The sequence below is a fragment of the Pedococcus sp. P3_C7 genome (assembly GCF_056402615.1).
In genome coordinates, this window is sequence record NZ_JBFUHC010000002.1 from 81,400 (window position 1) to 96,692 (window position 15,293).

Below are 15,293 nucleotides of genomic sequence, written 5' to 3' on the forward strand. Positions count from 1 at the left end.
TTGGCACCCACCCCTAGGATTCGCACGTGAGCAAAGTCCTGTCTGCAGTCGCCTGGCCGTATGCCAACGGCCCCCGGCACCTCGGCCACGTGGCCGGGTTCGCCGTGCCCTCCGACGTGTTCAGCCGCTACATGCGGATGGCGGGCCACGACGTGCTCATGGTCAGCGGTTCGGACGAGCACGGCACCCCGATCCTCGTCCTCGCCGACCAGCAGGGCGTGAGCGCGCGCGAGCTCGTCGACCGCAATCACGCCATCATCGCCGCCGAGCTGGCCGACCTCGGCTGCTCCTACGACCTCTACACACGCACCACCACTGCGAACCACTACTCCGTCGCGCAGGAGCTGTTCACCCAGGTCTGGAAGAACGGCTACATGGTCGAGCAGACCACGAGCGGCGCGATCAGCCCCTCCACCGGTCGCACGCTGCCGGACCGCTATATCGAGGGCACCTGCCCGATCTGCTCCTACCCCGAGGCCCGCGGCGACCAGTGCGACAACTGCGGCAACCAGCTCGAGCCCACGGACCTGATCGACCCGAAGTCCAAGATCAACGGTGAGACGCCCGAGTTCATCGAGACCCAGCACTTCTTCCTCGACCTGCCGGCGCTGGCCGACGCGCTGCGCGAGTGGCTCGAGGGCCGTGAGGCGAGCGGCACGTGGCGGCCCAACGTCATCAAGTTCAGCCTCAACATCCTCGACGACATCCGCCCCCGCGCGATGACCCGCGACATCGACTGGGGCATCCCCGTGCCGCTCGACGGTTGGCGCGACAACCCGGCCAAGAAGCTGTACGTCTGGTTCGACGCCGTCGTCGGCTACCTGTCCGCGTCCATCGAGTGGGCCCGCCGCCAGGGCGACCCCGAGCGGTGGCGCGAGTGGTGGAACGACAGCGAGGCGCTGTCGTACTACTTCATGGGCAAGGACAACATCACCTTCCACTCCCAGATCTGGCCGGCCGAGCTCCTCGGGTATGCCGGTCGCGGGGCTCGCGGGGGCGAGCCCGGTGAGTTCGGGGTGCTCAACCTGCCGACCGAGGTCGTGTCGAGCGAGTACCTCACGATGGAGGGCAAGCAGTTCTCGACCTCGCGCGGCTACGTCATCTACATCCGCGACGTCCTCGACCGCTATGGCCCCGACGCGATCCGCTACTACATCTGTGCGGCGGGCCCGGAGAACCAGGACGCCAACTTCACCTGGGCCGAGTTCGTGCAGCGCAACAACTCCGAGCTCGTCGCGGGGTGGGGCAACCTCGTCAACCGCACGGCCTCCATGGTCGCCAAGAGCTTCGGCGAGATCCCGCAGCCCGGCGTGCTGGAGCCGGTCGACGAGGCGGTGCGGGCCAAGGTGCTCGCGGCGTTCGGGGTCGTCGGGGACCTGTTGGCCAGGCAGCGGATCAAGGCGGCGGTGGCCGAGGCGATGCGCACCGTCGGCGAGGTGAACAAGTACGTCACCGACACCGCACCGTTCAAGCTCAAGGGCGAGGACGAGCGCGAGCGCCTGGCGACCGTGCTGCACACGCTGACGCAGTGCGTGGCCGACCTCAACCGCATCCTCGCGCCGTTCCTCCCGTCGTCGTCCAACGCGGTGCACGCGACCTTCGGCGGCGAGGGCACCTTCATGCCCATGCCGGTGCTGCAGGACGTCTCCGGGCTCGACCCCGAGGATGCCGACCGGAGCTACCCGGTGGTGACTGGCGAGTACACCCGGACGCCGCGGTGGGAGTCGGTTCCGGTGCAGGTCGGGGCCACTGTGGTCAAGCCCACACCCATCTTCACCAAGCTCGACGAAGCGGTGGTGGACGAGGAGCTCGAGCGACTCCGTGACGACGCTCCGGAGGCTCCGGAGGCCGACCCGCAGGACCCCGCTGAGGGCTCCGGGGGCAACGGTGACGGCGACGCCTGACCCGGGTCAGCGCAGCGGCCCCACCAGGGTGCCCGACGCCCCGGACCCGCTCCCGATCCCGGTCGTCGACAACCACACGCACCTCGACATCGCGCGGGATGGAGAGGAGGCTCCTGACGTCGCCGCGGTCATCGCCGACGCCGCGGCCGTGGGTGTCGACCGGCTGGTCCAGATCGGGTGTGACCTGCCTGGTGCCCGGTTCACCGTCGAGATGGTCGACCGCCACCCGGCCATGCTGGGTGGTGTTGCCCTCCACCCCAACGAGGTGCCCAGGCTGGCCGAGGCTGGAAGTCTCCAGGCGGCATACGCGGAGATCGAGGAGCTCGCTGCGCACCCAAGGGTGCGGGTCATCGGCGAGACAGGTCTCGACTACTACCGCACAGGCCCTGAAGGTGTTGGGGTGCAACAGGATTCGTTCCGCTGGCACATCGACCTGGCCAAGCGCACGGGCAAGGCCCTGCAGATCCACGACCGCGACGCCCACGACGACGTCCTGCGCATCCTCGAGGAGGAGGGCGCGCCGGCCACAACGGTGATGCACTGCTTCTCCGGCGACATGGCGATGGCCAGGACCTGCGCGGAGCGTGGCTACTACCTCTCGTTCGCGGGCACGGTGACGTTCAAGAACGCCAAGGGCCTGCGCGATGCACTCTCGGTGACCCCGCTCGACAGGGTCCTGGTCGAGTCCGACGCCCCCTACCTCACGCCGGCGCCCTGGCGCGGCGCGACCAACGCCCCCTACCTCGTGCCCCACACGATCCGGGCCATGGCGGGGGTCCTCGGCGTCGCCGTGCCCACCCTCTGCCAAGCCGTCAGCGACACGTCCGAGGCGGTCTACGGCCCCTGGTGAGCCCTCCAGTTCGGGGGCGGGGATCGCCGGTATCAGGCCGGGCGAATGCCACGCTTGTGACTTGGCCAAGTGCTGAACGTACCGTTATCAAAATTTGACCTTTGCCGAAAAGGCGGTCATGGTTGATGACTGTTGGCCGGGGTCGGACACTCCGGCGACGCGATCAGGGGTTGTTCAACCGCCACGACGGCGGCTCGGAGCGGCCCCTCATTCTTTGCCCCTTGCACCTCCGGGCACAGGACGCGCCGCCACACCGATGCCCGGGGAGTACGAACTCTGGAGCATCGTGATCACCCGTCCCGTTCGTCGCATCGCCCAAGCCGCGGTCGTGACCAGCCTCATCGCTGGCGCCGTCGGCGTCTCGCACTTTGACAAGTCCGTCACCCTCTCGGTCGACGGCAAGGCCTCGACGGTGCACGCCTTCGGCAGCACCGTCGGCGACGTCCTCAAGAAGCAGGACATCGCGATTCGTGAGCACGACGTGGTCGTCCCGGCGCCCGGCACCCAGCTCGCCGACGGCCAGAAGATCGTCGTCCGGTACGGCCGCAAGCTGACCGTCACCATCGACGGTCGCACGCAGGACTACTGGACCACCGCCACCACCGTGGCTGCCGCGCTGCAGGAGCTCGGCATCCGTGCCGACTCGGCCAAGCTGTCGGCCTCTCGCTCGATGTCGCTCGGCCGTCAGGGCCTGGCCCTGTCCGTGACCACGCCCAAGGACGTCGTCGTCCGCGCTGACGGCAAGAACCGCTCGGTCACGAGCACCGGCGCCACCGTCGCCGACGTGCTCTCCGAGCTCCACATCACCAAGGACGCCGACGACCGGGTGAGCCCGGCCCCCACCACGGCCGTCACCGCCGGTCTGAAGATCGCCGTCCTGCGCGTCAGCGCGACGCAGGTCAAGGCGACCGAAGCCATCGCGGCACCGGTCACCAGGAAGAGCGACTCCACGCTCTACAAGGGTCAGACCAAGACGCTCAAGGCCGGCTCCGCGGGCGCCAAGGTCGTCACCTACAAGATCGTCAAGGTCGACGGCAAGGTCGAGAGCAAGAAGGCCGTCGCCACGACGGTCACGCAGGCACCCGTCGCGGCGCTGGTCGCCGTGGGCACCAAGGCGCGGGCGAGCACCCCTGCTCCCAGCGCAGGCAACACGTCCGGCGCGGGCATCAACCTGTCCAACGCCGCCATGTGGGACCGGATCGCCCAGTGTGAGTCCGGTGGCAACTGGTCGATCAACACCGGCAACGGCTACTACGGCGGCCTGCAGTTCGCGACCTCCTCGTGGCTGGCCAACGGTGGAGACGACTTCGCCCCGCGTGCCGACCTGGCCTCGCGTGCGGAGCAGATCACCGTGGCCAACCGCTACTACGCCAAGGCCGGTCTCGGCCCGTGGGGTTGCGCGCACGCCGCCTGACCTGGACGTCATTACTCCCGGCTTCACCCCGGAACGGTCCGCCTCACCCGAAAACGTTTGTCGGGTGAGGCGGACCTTTGTCCCATGACCCGATAAAGGTGGGGCGGGGGAGAGTCCCCTAGAGTCGGCGCCATGGTCGAGCAGAGCGGGTTCCTCGGAGCCGCCCAGATCCGGGAGATCGCGGCCGAGCTGGGGCTGCGCCCGACCAAGCAGTGGGGCCAGAACTTCGTCATCGACGCCAACACCGTCAAGCGGATCGTGCGGCTGGCCGGGGTGAGCGCCGCCGACTCCGTGGTGGAGGTCGGCCCCGGCCTCGGGTCGCTCACCCTCGCGCTGCTCCCCGAGGTCGGGCACGTCACGGCGGTCGAGGTGGACCCGAACCTCGCCCAGGCGCTGCCGGGCACCGTGAGCCGGCTCGCACCGGCATACGCGGACCGGCTGACGCTCGTGCAGGCGGACGCGATGCAGGTGCGCGAGCTGCCCGACCCCCAACCCACGGCGCTCGTCGCGAACCTGCCCTACAACGTCTCCGTGCCCGTCGTCCTCAACTTCCTCGAGGCCTTCCCCACCCTTGAACGGGTGCTCGTCATGGTGCAGCTCGAGGTGGCCGAGCGCCTCGCCGCCAGCCCCGGCTCCAAGGCCTACGGCGTCCCGAGCGTCAAAGCCTCCTGGTATGCCGCGGTCCGGCTCGCGGGAACCGTGCCCCGCAGCGTCTTCTGGCCGGTGCCGAACGTCGACTCGGGCCTCGTGGCCCTCGAGCGCCGGCCTGCCCCGTCCACCACCGCCAGCAGGCGCGACACCTTCACGTGCATCGACGCGGCTTTCGCCCAACGACGCAAGACGCTGCGTGCCGCGTTGGCCGGGTGGGCCGGTTCGGCCCCCCGTGCCGAGGAGTGCCTGCGTGCGGCCGGCATCGAGCCTCGGACCAGGGGAGAGCAGCTCGGGATCGACGAGTTCGCGGCGATCGCGGCCGCCCGCTCAGCCCTCCCGGTCCTCTCCTAGCTCCCCGCCGCGAGCTCAGCCCACGAGGCAGCGCGCTATGCCAGCGCCGGGGTGCGCGGCCAACAGTCCGCGGGCACGTGACCGTGAGATGTTCCACGACAACCAGTCGTCCGTCTTCAGTCCGCTTCCCGGGTCGCAGCTGACCGAGGGGTTCCGCAGGTCGACCAGCGCGGGCGCGGCATCGGCCGAGAGCTCGGCGAGGTAGGCGTAGTCGATCGGGGCCGTCGCGTTGGTGCGGGAGAGGTTGTGCTCCGCGATGTAGAGGTCGGGGTTGAGGACCGCGAGCCCGAGCAGACCAACCGCTCCGAACCGCACCGCCAGCGGGACCAGCCAGCCACGCGCCCGGACCAGGCCTGAGGCCATCACGAGCACGACCACGACGCCGAGCCAGCCCTCGAAGACCGAGACGAGCAGCCGGAGCCGGGTGAAGCCGTAGGCCTCTTCGTAGAGGTGCATCCGGTAGAGCGCCGACACGACCACGACGATCGTCATGAGGCACAAGGCGCCCAGCGCCAGGTCGCGGGCGCGCCCAAGGGTGGCCTTGCGCGCGGCCCAGCCGACGACCGTGAGGGTGAGGATCGTGGCCACCGTCAGCTGGCCGAAGCCTTCGTGGACGTAGTCGGCGTAGGTCAGTCCGGTGGTGCGCTGGAGGTAGTCGTGGCCGCCGAACATGGCGGTCGCCTGCGCGACCAGGAAGAGCGCGAAGACGGCGTTGACGGCCATCACGGGTGCCATCCACTCGAACTGCCGCCGGCTGGGTCGCAGGGGCAGCCGCAGCCGGTCGACGGCTGGGGGAGCAAGACTCACGTATGCCGCGGCGAGGGTGCCGGCCGCGATGAACACCGCGAGGACGATCCGGGCGGGGAGGTCGTGCCAGGTGATGTCGGGCGTGATGGCGTCGACCCAGGATGCGAACAACGCGTCAGCGGAGGCGAACAGGGCGCCGAAGACGAGGAGCAGAACCACCGAGACGATCGTCGCGCGGGCCGCGGGAATCCAGGCCTGGACGCTGGTGCGGGGCTTCAGCGTGCGGCCGAGCCACGGAAGGCCGCGGATGGAGGCCAGGGGAACGGATGCCGCCGTGCCCAGCAGACCCAGGATCGAGGAAGCGCGCGTCGAGTTCACGGCCACGAGCGCCAGGCCTGCCAGGAGGCAGAGGATGGTGATCCACGCGGCGTCCCTGACGAAGAGGGTCGCGAGGAGCAGGGCCACCAGGGCCGCGTCGACGCTGTCCAGCCGGTTCCACCGACGAGACCCGGGGCGCAGGGCGCGGGCCCCCAGCGCGGTGGCGGCGACGGCACCGAAGACGAGGGTGGTGCCGACCCCGAGGTTGCGGTTGGGCACCACGACGGCCGCGAGGACACCGGCAGCCACGGCGCAGGCCACGATGCCGGGGCCTCGCCGTGGTGCGTCCGGCCAGTAGGACCCGAGCCCCTCGTGCGGTGGTGCGGCGGGAGGCAGCGGCGCGGGGGCCGGTGGGGTCAGGGTGCTCATGATGGGCTCCTTCGTCGTGATCGGACGGGTCACGTCCGCGGGCAGGGTCACCTCGATGCGGCAGCCGTGGTCACTGTCGGCGACGGCGATGGTCCCGCCGTGCAGCTGGGCGACCCAGCGGGAGATGGCGAGGCCGAGACCGGTGCCGCTGTTGTGTGCGGCACTGGTCGTGAACCGCTCGAACACCGCGCGCCGGTCCGAGGCCGCGATCCCGGGCCCGTCGTCAGCGACGGCGACCAGGACGTCGCCGTCGGCGAGCTCGGCGCTCACCCGGACCAGGCCACCAGCCGGACTGTGGCGGGACGCGTTGTCGAGCAGGTTGGCGAGCAGCTGGTGCACGCGGTCGGGGTCGGCCGGGACCGTGAGGGACTCCGGTCGCACCACCACCGTGTAGCGCAACCCGTCGACCCGGGCCTGGGCCACGGCCTCCTCGAGCAGGTCGGCGAGCCGCACGTCCTTGAACCGCAACGGCGTCACGCCCTCCTCCACGCGCGACAGGTCGAGCAGGTCGCTCACGAGGCGGCCGAGGCGCTCGGTCTGGGCGAGCGCGAGGCGCAGCTCGTCCGGGCCGGGCTGCGAGACGCCGTCGACGAGATTCTCCAACACTGCCTGCAGCGCGGAGATCGGGGTGCGCAGCTCGTGCGAGACGTTGGCGACGAGGTCACGCCGGTGCCGGTCGACCAGCTCGAGGGTCGCCGACATCCTGTTGAAGGCGCGGGCCAGCTCGCCCACCTCGTCGCCGGACGTGGCGCGCACGCGCTGGGAGTAGTCGCCTTGCGCCATCTGCTGGGCCGCGTGTGTCATCTCACGCAGCGGCGAGGTCATCCCCCGTGCCAGGAGCTGGGTGATGCCGAGCGCTGCCAGGACCGCGACCGGCACGGTGGCCCACGGCGAGAGCCCCGCGCGGGTGCCGACGACGGCGAGCACCGACGCCACGGTGATCGTGACCGCCACGAGCAGGCCCAGCTTCACCTTGATGGAGCGGACCGCGTCGAGGGGGCGAAGGTCGTACCTCACGCGCCCACCTCCAGGGCGTAGCCGACTCCGTGGACGGTGCGCAGGAGGTCGGCCCCGAGCTTGCGGCGCAACGACTTCACGTGGCTGTCGACCGTGCGGGTGCCCGATGCGTCCGCCCAACCCCAGACCTCGGCCAGCAGCGCCTCTCGGGTCAGGACCGTGCCGGGTCGCGCGGCGAGGCACGCCAGCAGGTCGAACTCGGTCGGCGTGAGGTGCACCTCGTCCTCCCGGGACCACACCCGCCGCTGGGCGCCGTCGATGCGTAAACCGTTGACCTGCACCGTCGGTGCAGGGGACTGCCTCGTCGCCGCGGCCCGCTCCACCCGCCGCAGCAGTGCCCTGATCCGGGCCACCAGCTCACGCATCGAGAACGGCTTGGTCATGTAGTCGTCGGCCCCGATCCCGAGGCCGACCAGCAGGTCGGTCTCGTCGTCGCGCGCGGTGAGCATCAGGACAGGCACCGGTCGCGCGGCCTGGAGCCGCCGGCATACCTCGTGGCCGTCGAGGCCGGGGAGCATCACGTCGAGCACCACGACCTCCGGGTCCCAGGCTGCGGCGCGGTCGAGGGCGACGAGGCCGTCGTGCACCTGCTCGACGTCGAAGCCCTCGGCGGCCAGGCGCGCGGCAATCGCGTCGGCGATGGTGGGTTCGTCCTCGACGACGAGGACGCGGGGCTTGGTGCTCACGTTCTCGAGACTAGGAGAGTGTCCCGGTGGGGGAGGGGTAGATGGTGTGAAGGTTCTGTGCAGATGTGCTGGTCCGCGTCGAACCCGTTCACCCCGTTAGGGTGGCGGCCATGACCTCAGCCGCCCTGCCGCCGTCCTCGGTGACGGTGCGCGTCCCGGCGAAGGTCAACCTCGAGCTGCTCGTCGGGCCCCCCCGCGAGGACGGGTACCACCCGTTGTCCACGATCTTCCACGCGGTCAACCTCTTCGACGAGGTGACCGTGATGAGCGCCCCCCAGTGGGGGCTGGCGGTGTCGGGGCCGCAGTCCTTCGGCGTGCCCGTCGACGGCACCAACCTCGCCGCCCGCGCCGCGCAGCGGCTGGCCGAGGTGAGCGGCATCGACGAACCCGTGCACATCACCATCCGCAAGGACATCCCCGTGGCGGGTGGCATGGCCGGCGGCTCGGCTGATGCCGCGGCCACGCTGGTCGCGTGCGACCTGCTGTGGGGCACCGGCCTGACCCGTCCCGAGCTCGAGGAGATCGCGGCGGGGCTGGGCAGCGACGTGCCCTTCCTGCTCGGTGGGGGCACCGCCATGGGGTCGGGGCGCGGCGAACGGCTGGCGCCGGTGCTGGCCCGGGGCAGCTACCACTGGGTCTTCGCCCTCAGCGAGGACGGCCTGTCGACCCCGGCCGTGTATGCCGAGTGCGACCGTCTGAGGGGTGACCGCACCGTGCCCGACCCCTCGCCGAGCGCCGAGATGATGACGGCGTTGCGCTCGGGCGATGCGCGCGCCCTGGGTGCCGCCCTGTCGAACGACCTTCAGGCAGCAGCGATTTCGCTGAGACCGGCCCTGGGGGACGTCCTCGACGCCGGGCTGGAGTTCGGTGCGCTGGGCGGCGTCGTGTCCGGATCGGGCCCGACGGTCGCCTTCATCGCCGAGTCCAACGAGGCCGCCCTCGACCTCGCGGTCTCCCTGACGGCGTCGGGCGCGGTGCAGGACGTCCGCCGCGCGACCGGTCCGGCGCACGGAGCCCACGTCATCAGCGCCCCACGGCCGGGCTGAGCGGCAGCAGATGGCCAACCTCATCAGCGTCGAGCGCGCCACCCTCGCCCTCGGCACCGCCCACGTGCTCGACGAGGTCTCCCTCGGCGTGCTCGGTGGTGACCGGATCGGTGTCGTCGGACGCAACGGTGGCGGCAAGACCACGCTGCTGCGGGTCCTCGCCGGCCACCTCCAGGTCGACTCGGGTCGGGTGACCCACGCGGGGGTGTCGCGGGTCGGCGTCCTCGCCCAGGACGACGTCCTCGACCCCGCTCACACCGTGCACGAAGCGGTCCTCGGCGACCTGGCCGAGCACGTGTGGGCCGGCGACCCTCGCATCCGCGACGTCCTCACGGGGCTCCTCGGCGGGATCGGTGCGGAGGCCGTCGGTGGTTTCGACGCGCTCGTGGGGCCCCTGTCCGGTGGGGAGCGTCGGCGCCTCGCACTGGCTGCGCTGCTGGTGCAGGACCCCACGGTGCTGTTCCTCGACGAGCCGACCAACCACCTGGACGTCGAGGGCGTGGCCTGGCTCGCCGAACACCTGGTGCGCCACCGTGCCCGCCCGGACAACGCCGTCGTCGCCATCACGCACGACCGGTGGTTCCTCGACGAGATCGCCACGACCACGTGGGAGGTCGTCGACGGCAAGGTCAACGCCTTCGACGGTGGCTACGCGGCCTACGTCCTCGCGAAGGCCGAGCGCGAGCGGATGGCGGCGGTCACCGCCGAGCGGCGCGACAACCTGCTCCGCAAGGAGCTCGCCTGGTTGCGACGCGGTCCGCCGGCGCGGACCACCAAACCGAAGTTCCGCATCGACGCGGCCAACTCCCTCATCGCCGACGAACCACCCGCGCGCGACGACGTCGAGCTGATGCGGTTCGCCACGACCCGGCTGGGCAAGGACGTCGTCGACCTCGTCGACGCGTCGGTGACCCTCGGTGAGCGGCTGCTGCTCGACCGGGTCACCTGGCACCTCGCTCCGGGCGAGCGCGTCGGCATCGTCGGCGTCAACGGCGCCGGCAAGTCGACCCTGCTGCGCGCCATCGCCGGTCAGGTCCCGCTCTCCTCGGGCAAGCGGAAGGAGGGCGTGACCGTCAAGCTCGCCTACCTCACCCAGGAGGTGCGTGAGCTGGAGCGGTATGCCGACTGGCGCGTCATCGAGGCGATCGAGGACGTCCGCAAGTACATCCGTCTCGGACGCAAGGAGATCAGCGCGTCGCAGCTCGCGCAACGGCTCGGCTTCACCGGCGGTCGCCAGCAGACTCGCGTCTCGGACCTGTCCGGTGGCGAGCGCCGCCGGCTCCAGCTCACCAGGCTGTTGATGGACGAGCCGAACGTCCTGCTGCTGGACGAACCGACGAACGACCTGGACATCGAGACGCTGACCTCCCTGGAGGACGTCCTCGACGGCTGGGCGGGCACGTTGCTCGTGGTGTCGCACGACCGCTACCTGCTGGAGCGGGCGKGCGACAAGCAGCTCGCCCTGATGGGCGACGGCAAGCTCCGTGAGCTGCCCGGTGGCGTCGAGCAGTACCTCGAGCTGCGACGAGCCGCCCCCGCGCCGACGCTGCCCACCCCACCCAGCTCGGCGCAGACACCTGCGGCACCTGCCCCGGTTGTCACGAACAGCCCAGCCGAGCTGCGCGACGCCCGCAAGGACATGGCGCGAATCGAGAAACAGCTCGCCCGGCTGGCGCAGCGCGAGGACCGGATCCACGCCGAGATGGCCGAGTCGGCGACGGACCACGCCAAGGTGCTCACCCTGAACGGCCAGCTGCGCGAGATCGTCGACGAGCGTGAGGGGCTCGAGCTGGAGTGGCTGGCCGCAGCCGAGATCGTCGGCTGAGCTCGCGTTCGTCCTGGGGGTGGCCGCGTCGAGAGTGCGCGACACGCTGAACGGGCAGCCCGGTCGTCAGCGTGTCGTGCACTCTCGACCGAGTCGGCTCAGGCCTCGAAAGGGGACAGCAGGCGTCGCAGCATGGCGGCCAGCTCGTCGCGGTCACTGCTCGACAGCTCTGCGAGCAGGTCGCGCTCGCGGTCGAGCAGGTCGGCCATGGCGTCGTCGACGGTGCGCTGCCCCGTCGCTGTGAGGCGCACGATGACGCCGCGGCGGTCGTGGGGGTCGGGCGTGCGACCGACCAGCCCGCGGCGCTCGAGCCGGTCGACGCGGTTGGTCATCGTGCCGCTGGTGACGAGTGTCTGGCGGATCAGCTGGCCGGGCGAGAGCTGGTAGGGCGAACCAGCGCGCCGCAGGGCCGAGAGCACGTCGAACTCCCACCCCTCGAGCTGGTGCCGGGCAAAGGCCTGGACGCGGTCCAGGTCGAGCCGTCGGGCCAGCCGGGAGACGCGGGACAGGATCTGCAGCGGCGCCACGTCGAGGTCCGGGCGCTCACGACGCCACGCCTCGACGATCCGGTCGACGTCGTCGGGCGGGGGAGTCGACATGGTGACAACTCTACCTTCCGTCAAGTATCTTGATGTCAAGACAACCGTTGAGAGGTCGCCGTCATGAGCACCACGTGGGATCCCCAGCAGTACGCCAAGTTCTCCGACCACCGGTCGCGTCCGTTCGGCGACCTGCTGGCGCGCGTCGGTGCGAGGCATCCTCGTCTGGTCGTCGACCTCGGCTGCGGCAACGGTCCGCTGACCCTCTCACTCGCCGAGCGCTGGCCCGACGCCCGCATCGTGGGCGTCGACCACTCCCCCCAGATGCTTGCGGTGGCACGGTCCCTGGATGTGACCGATCGCATCGAGTGGGTGGAATCCGATGTGGCGCAATGGGATCCGATGACCCTGGGGGCGGCCCCGGACGTCATCGTCACCAACGCCACGCTGCAGTGGGTGCCGGGCCACCTCGACCTCCTGACCCGTTGGGCGGCTGCCCTCGCTCCCGGGGGATGGCTGGCGATGCAGGTGCCGGGCAACCTCGACGCCCCCTCGCACGCGCTGATGCGCGACGTCGCCCGCGACCACCCGGACGCCGACCTCCTCCGACCCGCTCTCGATCGGCTGGCCGTCGAGCAGCCGTCCGCCTACGTCGAGCTGCTCGGGAGTGTCGGACTCGAGGTCGACGGGTGGGAGACGACCTACCAGCATGTCCTCGATCCCGAGGCGCGACAGGCGAACCCGGTCCTGGAGTGGGTGCGCGGGACCGGGCTGCGACCCGTGCTCGACGCACTGACGGACGAGACCCGGCGCGAGGCGTTCCTGGCGGACTACGACGCGAGGCTGCGCGCGGCATACCCGCGGACGCCGATAGGCGTGATCTTTCCGTTCCGCCGCATCTTCGCCGTGGCCCATCGCCGGGACGGTGGCGGACCGGAGGTCTGAACCGGGTAAAGGGTCGGGGCCAGAGCTCCTTGCTGCCCCTGGAGCGCGAGACGTTCTACGGTCGGGGTATGACCTCCTTCGTGAAATCCGTGACCTTCGACTGCTCCAGCGCCCTGCTCGTCGCCGGTTTCTGGGCGGCCGCGCTCGGCTCCAACGTCGACGAGGACAGCACCGACGACCGGGCGTGGGTCGAGCCCGCGGGGTGGGGCGGTCCCACCCTGTGGTTCCAGCGCGTCCCTGAAGGCAAGACCGCGAAGAACCGGCAGCACTTCGACCTGCGCGCCGTGGGGTCGGTCGGTGCCGAGGTCGAACGACTGGTGGCCCTGGGCGCCTCCGTCATCGGCGGCGACGGCGAGCTCGTCGTCATGGCTGATCCCGAGGGCAACGAGTTCTGCGTCGAGTCCTGACGCCGACCCCCGCCCCCGCGGGCATCGGCGACGTGTCAGAGCTTGCGGGCGATGGTGAGTCCGTCGAAGGCCGTGAGCACGACCGTCTCGACCCGGTCGTCGGCGGCAACCAGGTCGTTGAAGGCCCGGAGGGCGTCGAGGTTGTCGCCGGCGGCGCTGTCGTCTGCGATCTCACCGCTCCAGAGCACGTTGTCAGCCAGCAGCAGGCCGCCCGGCCGGACCCGGGGCACCAGCTCGTTCCAGTAGTCCACGTAACCGCCCTTGTCGGCGTCGATGAAGACCAGGTCGATGGTGGCGTCTGCAGGCAGTGCCCGCAGGGTGTCGAGCGCCGGTGCGATCCGCAGGTCGATGCGGTCGGCCACCCCGGCCTCCTGCCAGGACTGCCTGCCGATCGCCGTCCACTCCTCGCTGATGTCGCAGCAGACCAGGGTGCCTCCGTCAGCCAGCCCGCGGGCGATGCAGAGGCTCGAGTACCCCGTGAAGGTCCCGACCTCGACGGCCGACCGCGCTCCGACGAGGCGGGCCAGCATGGTGAGCAGCTGCCCCTGGTCGTCACCGATCTGCATGCTGGCAGGCCCGCCGAGGGCGCGCGTGCGTTCCTGCAGCCGGCGCACCACCGGGTCGGGCCGCCACGAGCTGTGCGCGGAGGCGTAGTCGCGAACGGCGTCGGTGACCAGGAACGAGCGCATGCCCGTCAGGCTAGTCCGCGGTGAGCAGCCCCGGTTTCTTCTCGAGTCCGGCGAGGCCGTTCCAGGCGAGGTTGACCAGGTGGGCCGCCACGTCGGCCTTCTTCATCTTGCGAGAGTCGAGCCACCACTGGCCGGTGAGGGCGACCATGCCGACGAGCATCTGCGCATAGAGCGGAGCCGTCTTGGGATCGAGCTTGCGACGCTTGAACTCGGCCGCGAGGATGTGCTCGACCTGGCTCGCGACGTCGGAGATGAGGCTGGCGAACGATCCGGTCGACTGACCGGCAGGACTGTCCCGCACCAGGATCCGGAAGCCGTCGGTGTTGCTCTCGATGTAGTCCAGCAGGGCGCCCGCAGCCCGCTCGAGCGTCTCGCGACTGTTGAGCTCGGCGCTCAGCGCGCCAGTGATGCCCCCGAGCAGTGCGGCGATCTCTCGGTCGACGACGACGGCATAGAGCCCCTCCTTGCCGCCGAAGTGTTCGTACACCACCGGCTTGGACACGCTGGCCTTCGCGGCGATCTCCTCAACTGTCGTGCCTTCGAAACCCTTGTCCGCGAACAGTTTCCGACCGACCTGGATGAGCTGCTCGCGGCGCTGCTTGCCCGTCATGCGGGAGCGGGAGCCGGAGGCGGTGGTCTTGTCGTGGGCGTCGGTCACACGGTCCATCATGCCGCCTGCGTAGCGTGGTGGTCGTGAAGGGCAACGCCCGGTATGCCGGTGGAGCGCGGCGGTTGGCGATGTCGGCTGCCGCCGTGGCCGCCTTGCTCCTCCTCGGTGTGGCTCTCGACCAAGGGCCCCTGGGGCCTGCCGAGTCCGCCCCACCGCCGGTCGCTTCTCCCTCACCGCCGGTCCCGTCGGTGACCACGGCCGTGCCGGGTCTCGACGTCCCCACTGCGCCACGGATAGTGACGGACCACCTGACCTTCGGTGCCGAGCGCAGGGCCGAGACCGCGGCATACGCGGAACGCCACTATGGAACGCGCACCTGGCGGCTGGATCCGAGCGTGATCGTCCTGCACTACACGGAGAGCGACACCTACGCCTCCGCTCGCTCGCTCTTCGAGGCGGACCTGCCCAACCGGGGTGAGCGCCCGGGAACCTGCGCCCACTACGTCATCGACCAGGACGGGACCATCCACGAGCTCGTGCCGCCGACCGTGATGTGCCGGCACACGGTGGGGCTGAACCACCTCGCCATCGGCATCGAGTTCGTCCAGTCCTCCAGCGGTCACGACCCCCGCTGGGCGGTTCAGCAGGTGCTCCGCCGCAGGGCGCAGGTGGCCGCGGGCGTGGCGCTCGTCGAGGACCTGCAGAGGCGGTTCCCGATCGCGGACAGCGACGTCATCGGGCACGCGATGGCCAACGACACCAAGGGTTTTCGCGACCGCGAGGGCTGGCGCAACGACCACACCGACTGGCAGGAGGCGGAGGTCGTGGCATTCCGCCGGCTGCTCACCACTGCCCCCTGACGCGA

At 70.6% G+C, this 15,293-nt stretch carries 14 protein-coding genes; 9 read left to right on the forward strand and 5 right to left on the reverse strand.

The features are described from left to right. Positions 1–26: 26 nt before the first annotated feature. The 4 genes from metG to rsmA all read left to right on the forward strand — a co-directional run bounded on the left by metG (position 27) and on the right by rsmA (position 5,170). Positions 27–1,904 carry a methionine--tRNA ligase gene (gene metG, locus AC1DS4_RS03650; RefSeq protein ID WP_477614650.1) on the forward strand — a complete coding sequence of 626 codons (1,878 nt, stop codon included), beginning with the start codon at positions 27–29 and terminating at the stop codon, positions 1,902–1,904. Then, positions 1,888–2,754, forward strand: coding sequence for a TatD family hydrolase (locus AC1DS4_RS03655; RefSeq protein WP_477633038.1), 867 nt, complete (start codon positions 1,888–1,890; stop codon positions 2,752–2,754). The genes metG and AC1DS4_RS03655 overlap by 17 nt, the downstream gene beginning before the upstream one ends. A 286-nt stretch (positions 2,755–3,040) precedes the next feature. Next, the gene (locus tag AC1DS4_RS03660; RefSeq protein WP_477614652.1) at positions 3,041–4,168 is read left to right on the forward strand and encodes a ubiquitin-like domain-containing protein; all 1,128 of its coding nucleotides are present in this window, start codon (positions 3,041–3,043) and stop codon (positions 4,166–4,168) included. Between the two features lie 132 nt (positions 4,169–4,300). After that, positions 4,301–5,170 carry a 16S rRNA (adenine(1518)-N(6)/adenine(1519)-N(6))-dimethyltransferase RsmA gene (gene rsmA, locus AC1DS4_RS03665; RefSeq protein WP_477614653.1) on the forward strand — a complete coding sequence of 290 codons (870 nt, stop codon included), beginning with the start codon at positions 4,301–4,303 and terminating at the stop codon, positions 5,168–5,170. A 15-nt stretch (positions 5,171–5,185) separates the two neighbouring features. On the opposite strand, the gene AC1DS4_RS03670 is transcribed toward rsmA, so the two are convergent. Together AC1DS4_RS03670 and AC1DS4_RS03675 are read right to left on the reverse strand one after the other, a co-directional pair. Beyond that, positions 5,186–7,681, reverse strand: coding sequence for a DUF4153 domain-containing protein (locus AC1DS4_RS03670; protein ID WP_477614654.1), 2,496 nt, complete (start codon positions 7,679–7,681; stop codon positions 5,186–5,188). Then, complete coding sequence (locus AC1DS4_RS03675; protein ID WP_477614655.1) at positions 7,678–8,367, reverse strand: response regulator transcription factor; 690 nt, start codon at positions 8,365–8,367, stop codon at positions 7,678–7,680. The genes AC1DS4_RS03670 and AC1DS4_RS03675 overlap by 4 nt, the downstream gene beginning before the upstream one ends. A gap of 110 nt (positions 8,368–8,477) precedes the next feature. Between AC1DS4_RS03675 and AC1DS4_RS03680 the strand changes: the two genes are divergently transcribed. Both AC1DS4_RS03680 and AC1DS4_RS03685 read left to right on the forward strand, forming a co-directional pair. Beyond that, positions 8,478–9,413, forward strand: a complete 936-nt coding sequence (locus AC1DS4_RS03680; RefSeq protein WP_477614656.1) for a 4-(cytidine 5'-diphospho)-2-C-methyl-D-erythritol kinase — start codon at positions 8,478–8,480, stop codon at positions 9,411–9,413. Positions 9,414–9,423: 10 nt separating this feature from the next. Then, entirely contained in the window at positions 9,424–11,238 is a 1,815-nt protein-coding gene (locus AC1DS4_RS03685) for an ABC-F family ATP-binding cassette domain-containing protein (RefSeq protein WP_477645992.1), read from the forward strand. Between the two features lie 98 nt (positions 11,239–11,336). Here the strand turns inward: AC1DS4_RS03685 and AC1DS4_RS03690 are convergent, their stop codons facing one another. Then, positions 11,337–11,837: a MarR family winged helix-turn-helix transcriptional regulator gene (locus tag AC1DS4_RS03690; protein ID WP_477633039.1), complete on the reverse strand. Its 501-nt coding sequence runs from the start codon at positions 11,835–11,837 to the stop codon at positions 11,337–11,339. Positions 11,838–11,900: 63 nt separating this feature from the next. Between AC1DS4_RS03690 and AC1DS4_RS03695 the strand changes: the two genes are divergently transcribed. Both AC1DS4_RS03695 and AC1DS4_RS03700 read left to right on the forward strand, forming a co-directional pair. After that, complete coding sequence (locus tag AC1DS4_RS03695; protein ID WP_477614659.1) at positions 11,901–12,722, forward strand: methyltransferase domain-containing protein; 822 nt, start codon at positions 11,901–11,903, stop codon at positions 12,720–12,722. Positions 12,723–12,790: 68 nt separating this feature from the next. Continuing rightward, positions 12,791–13,129 (forward strand): VOC family protein, encoded by a 339-nt coding sequence (locus AC1DS4_RS03700; protein ID WP_477614660.1) that lies wholly within the window; start codon positions 12,791–12,793, stop codon positions 13,127–13,129. 35 nt (positions 13,130–13,164) lie between these two features. Here the strand turns inward: AC1DS4_RS03700 and AC1DS4_RS03705 are convergent, their stop codons facing one another. Together AC1DS4_RS03705 and AC1DS4_RS03710 are read right to left on the reverse strand one after the other, a co-directional pair. After that, the gene (locus tag AC1DS4_RS03705; RefSeq protein ID WP_477614661.1) at positions 13,165–13,818 is read right to left on the reverse strand and encodes an O-methyltransferase; all 654 of its coding nucleotides are present in this window, start codon (positions 13,816–13,818) and stop codon (positions 13,165–13,167) included. Between the two features lie 10 nt (positions 13,819–13,828). Next, a complete protein-coding gene (locus tag AC1DS4_RS03710) occupies positions 13,829–14,428 on the reverse strand; it encodes a TetR/AcrR family transcriptional regulator (protein ID WP_477615295.1) in 600 nt (199 codons plus the stop codon). Positions 14,429–14,511: 83 nt separating this feature from the next. On the opposite strand from AC1DS4_RS03710, the gene AC1DS4_RS03715 reads away from it, so the two are divergent. Further along, positions 14,512–15,288 carry an N-acetylmuramoyl-L-alanine amidase gene (locus tag AC1DS4_RS03715; RefSeq protein WP_477614662.1) on the forward strand — a complete coding sequence of 259 codons (777 nt, stop codon included), beginning with the start codon at positions 14,512–14,514 and terminating at the stop codon, positions 15,286–15,288. Positions 15,289–15,293: the final 5 nt, after the last annotated feature.

Excerpts from the sequence above, each read along its gene's own strand:
- AC1DS4_RS03680 (WP_477614656.1), top strand. The coding sequence starts at position 8,478 with ATGACCTCAGCCGCCCTGCCGCCGTCCTCGGTGACGGTGCGCGTCCCG.
- AC1DS4_RS03705 (WP_477614661.1), bottom strand. The coding sequence starts at position 13,818 with ATGCGCTCGTTCCTGGTCACCGACGCCGTTCGCGACTACGCCTCCGCG.
- AC1DS4_RS03700 (WP_477614660.1), top strand. The coding sequence starts at position 12,791 with ATGACCTCCTTCGTGAAATCCGTGACCTTCGACTGCTCCAGCGCCCTG.
- AC1DS4_RS03695 (WP_477614659.1), top strand. The coding sequence starts at position 11,901 with ATGAGCACCACGTGGGATCCCCAGCAGTACGCCAAGTTCTCCGACCAC.
- rsmA (WP_477614653.1), top strand. The coding sequence starts at position 4,301 with ATGGTCGAGCAGAGCGGGTTCCTCGGAGCCGCCCAGATCCGGGAGATC.
- AC1DS4_RS03710 (WP_477615295.1), bottom strand. The coding sequence starts at position 14,428 with ATGACGGGCAAGCAGCGCCGCGAGCAGCTCATCCAGGTCGGTCGGAAA.
- AC1DS4_RS03690 (WP_477633039.1), bottom strand. The coding sequence starts at position 11,837 with ATGTCGACTCCCCCGCCCGACGACGTCGACCGGATCGTCGAGGCGTGG.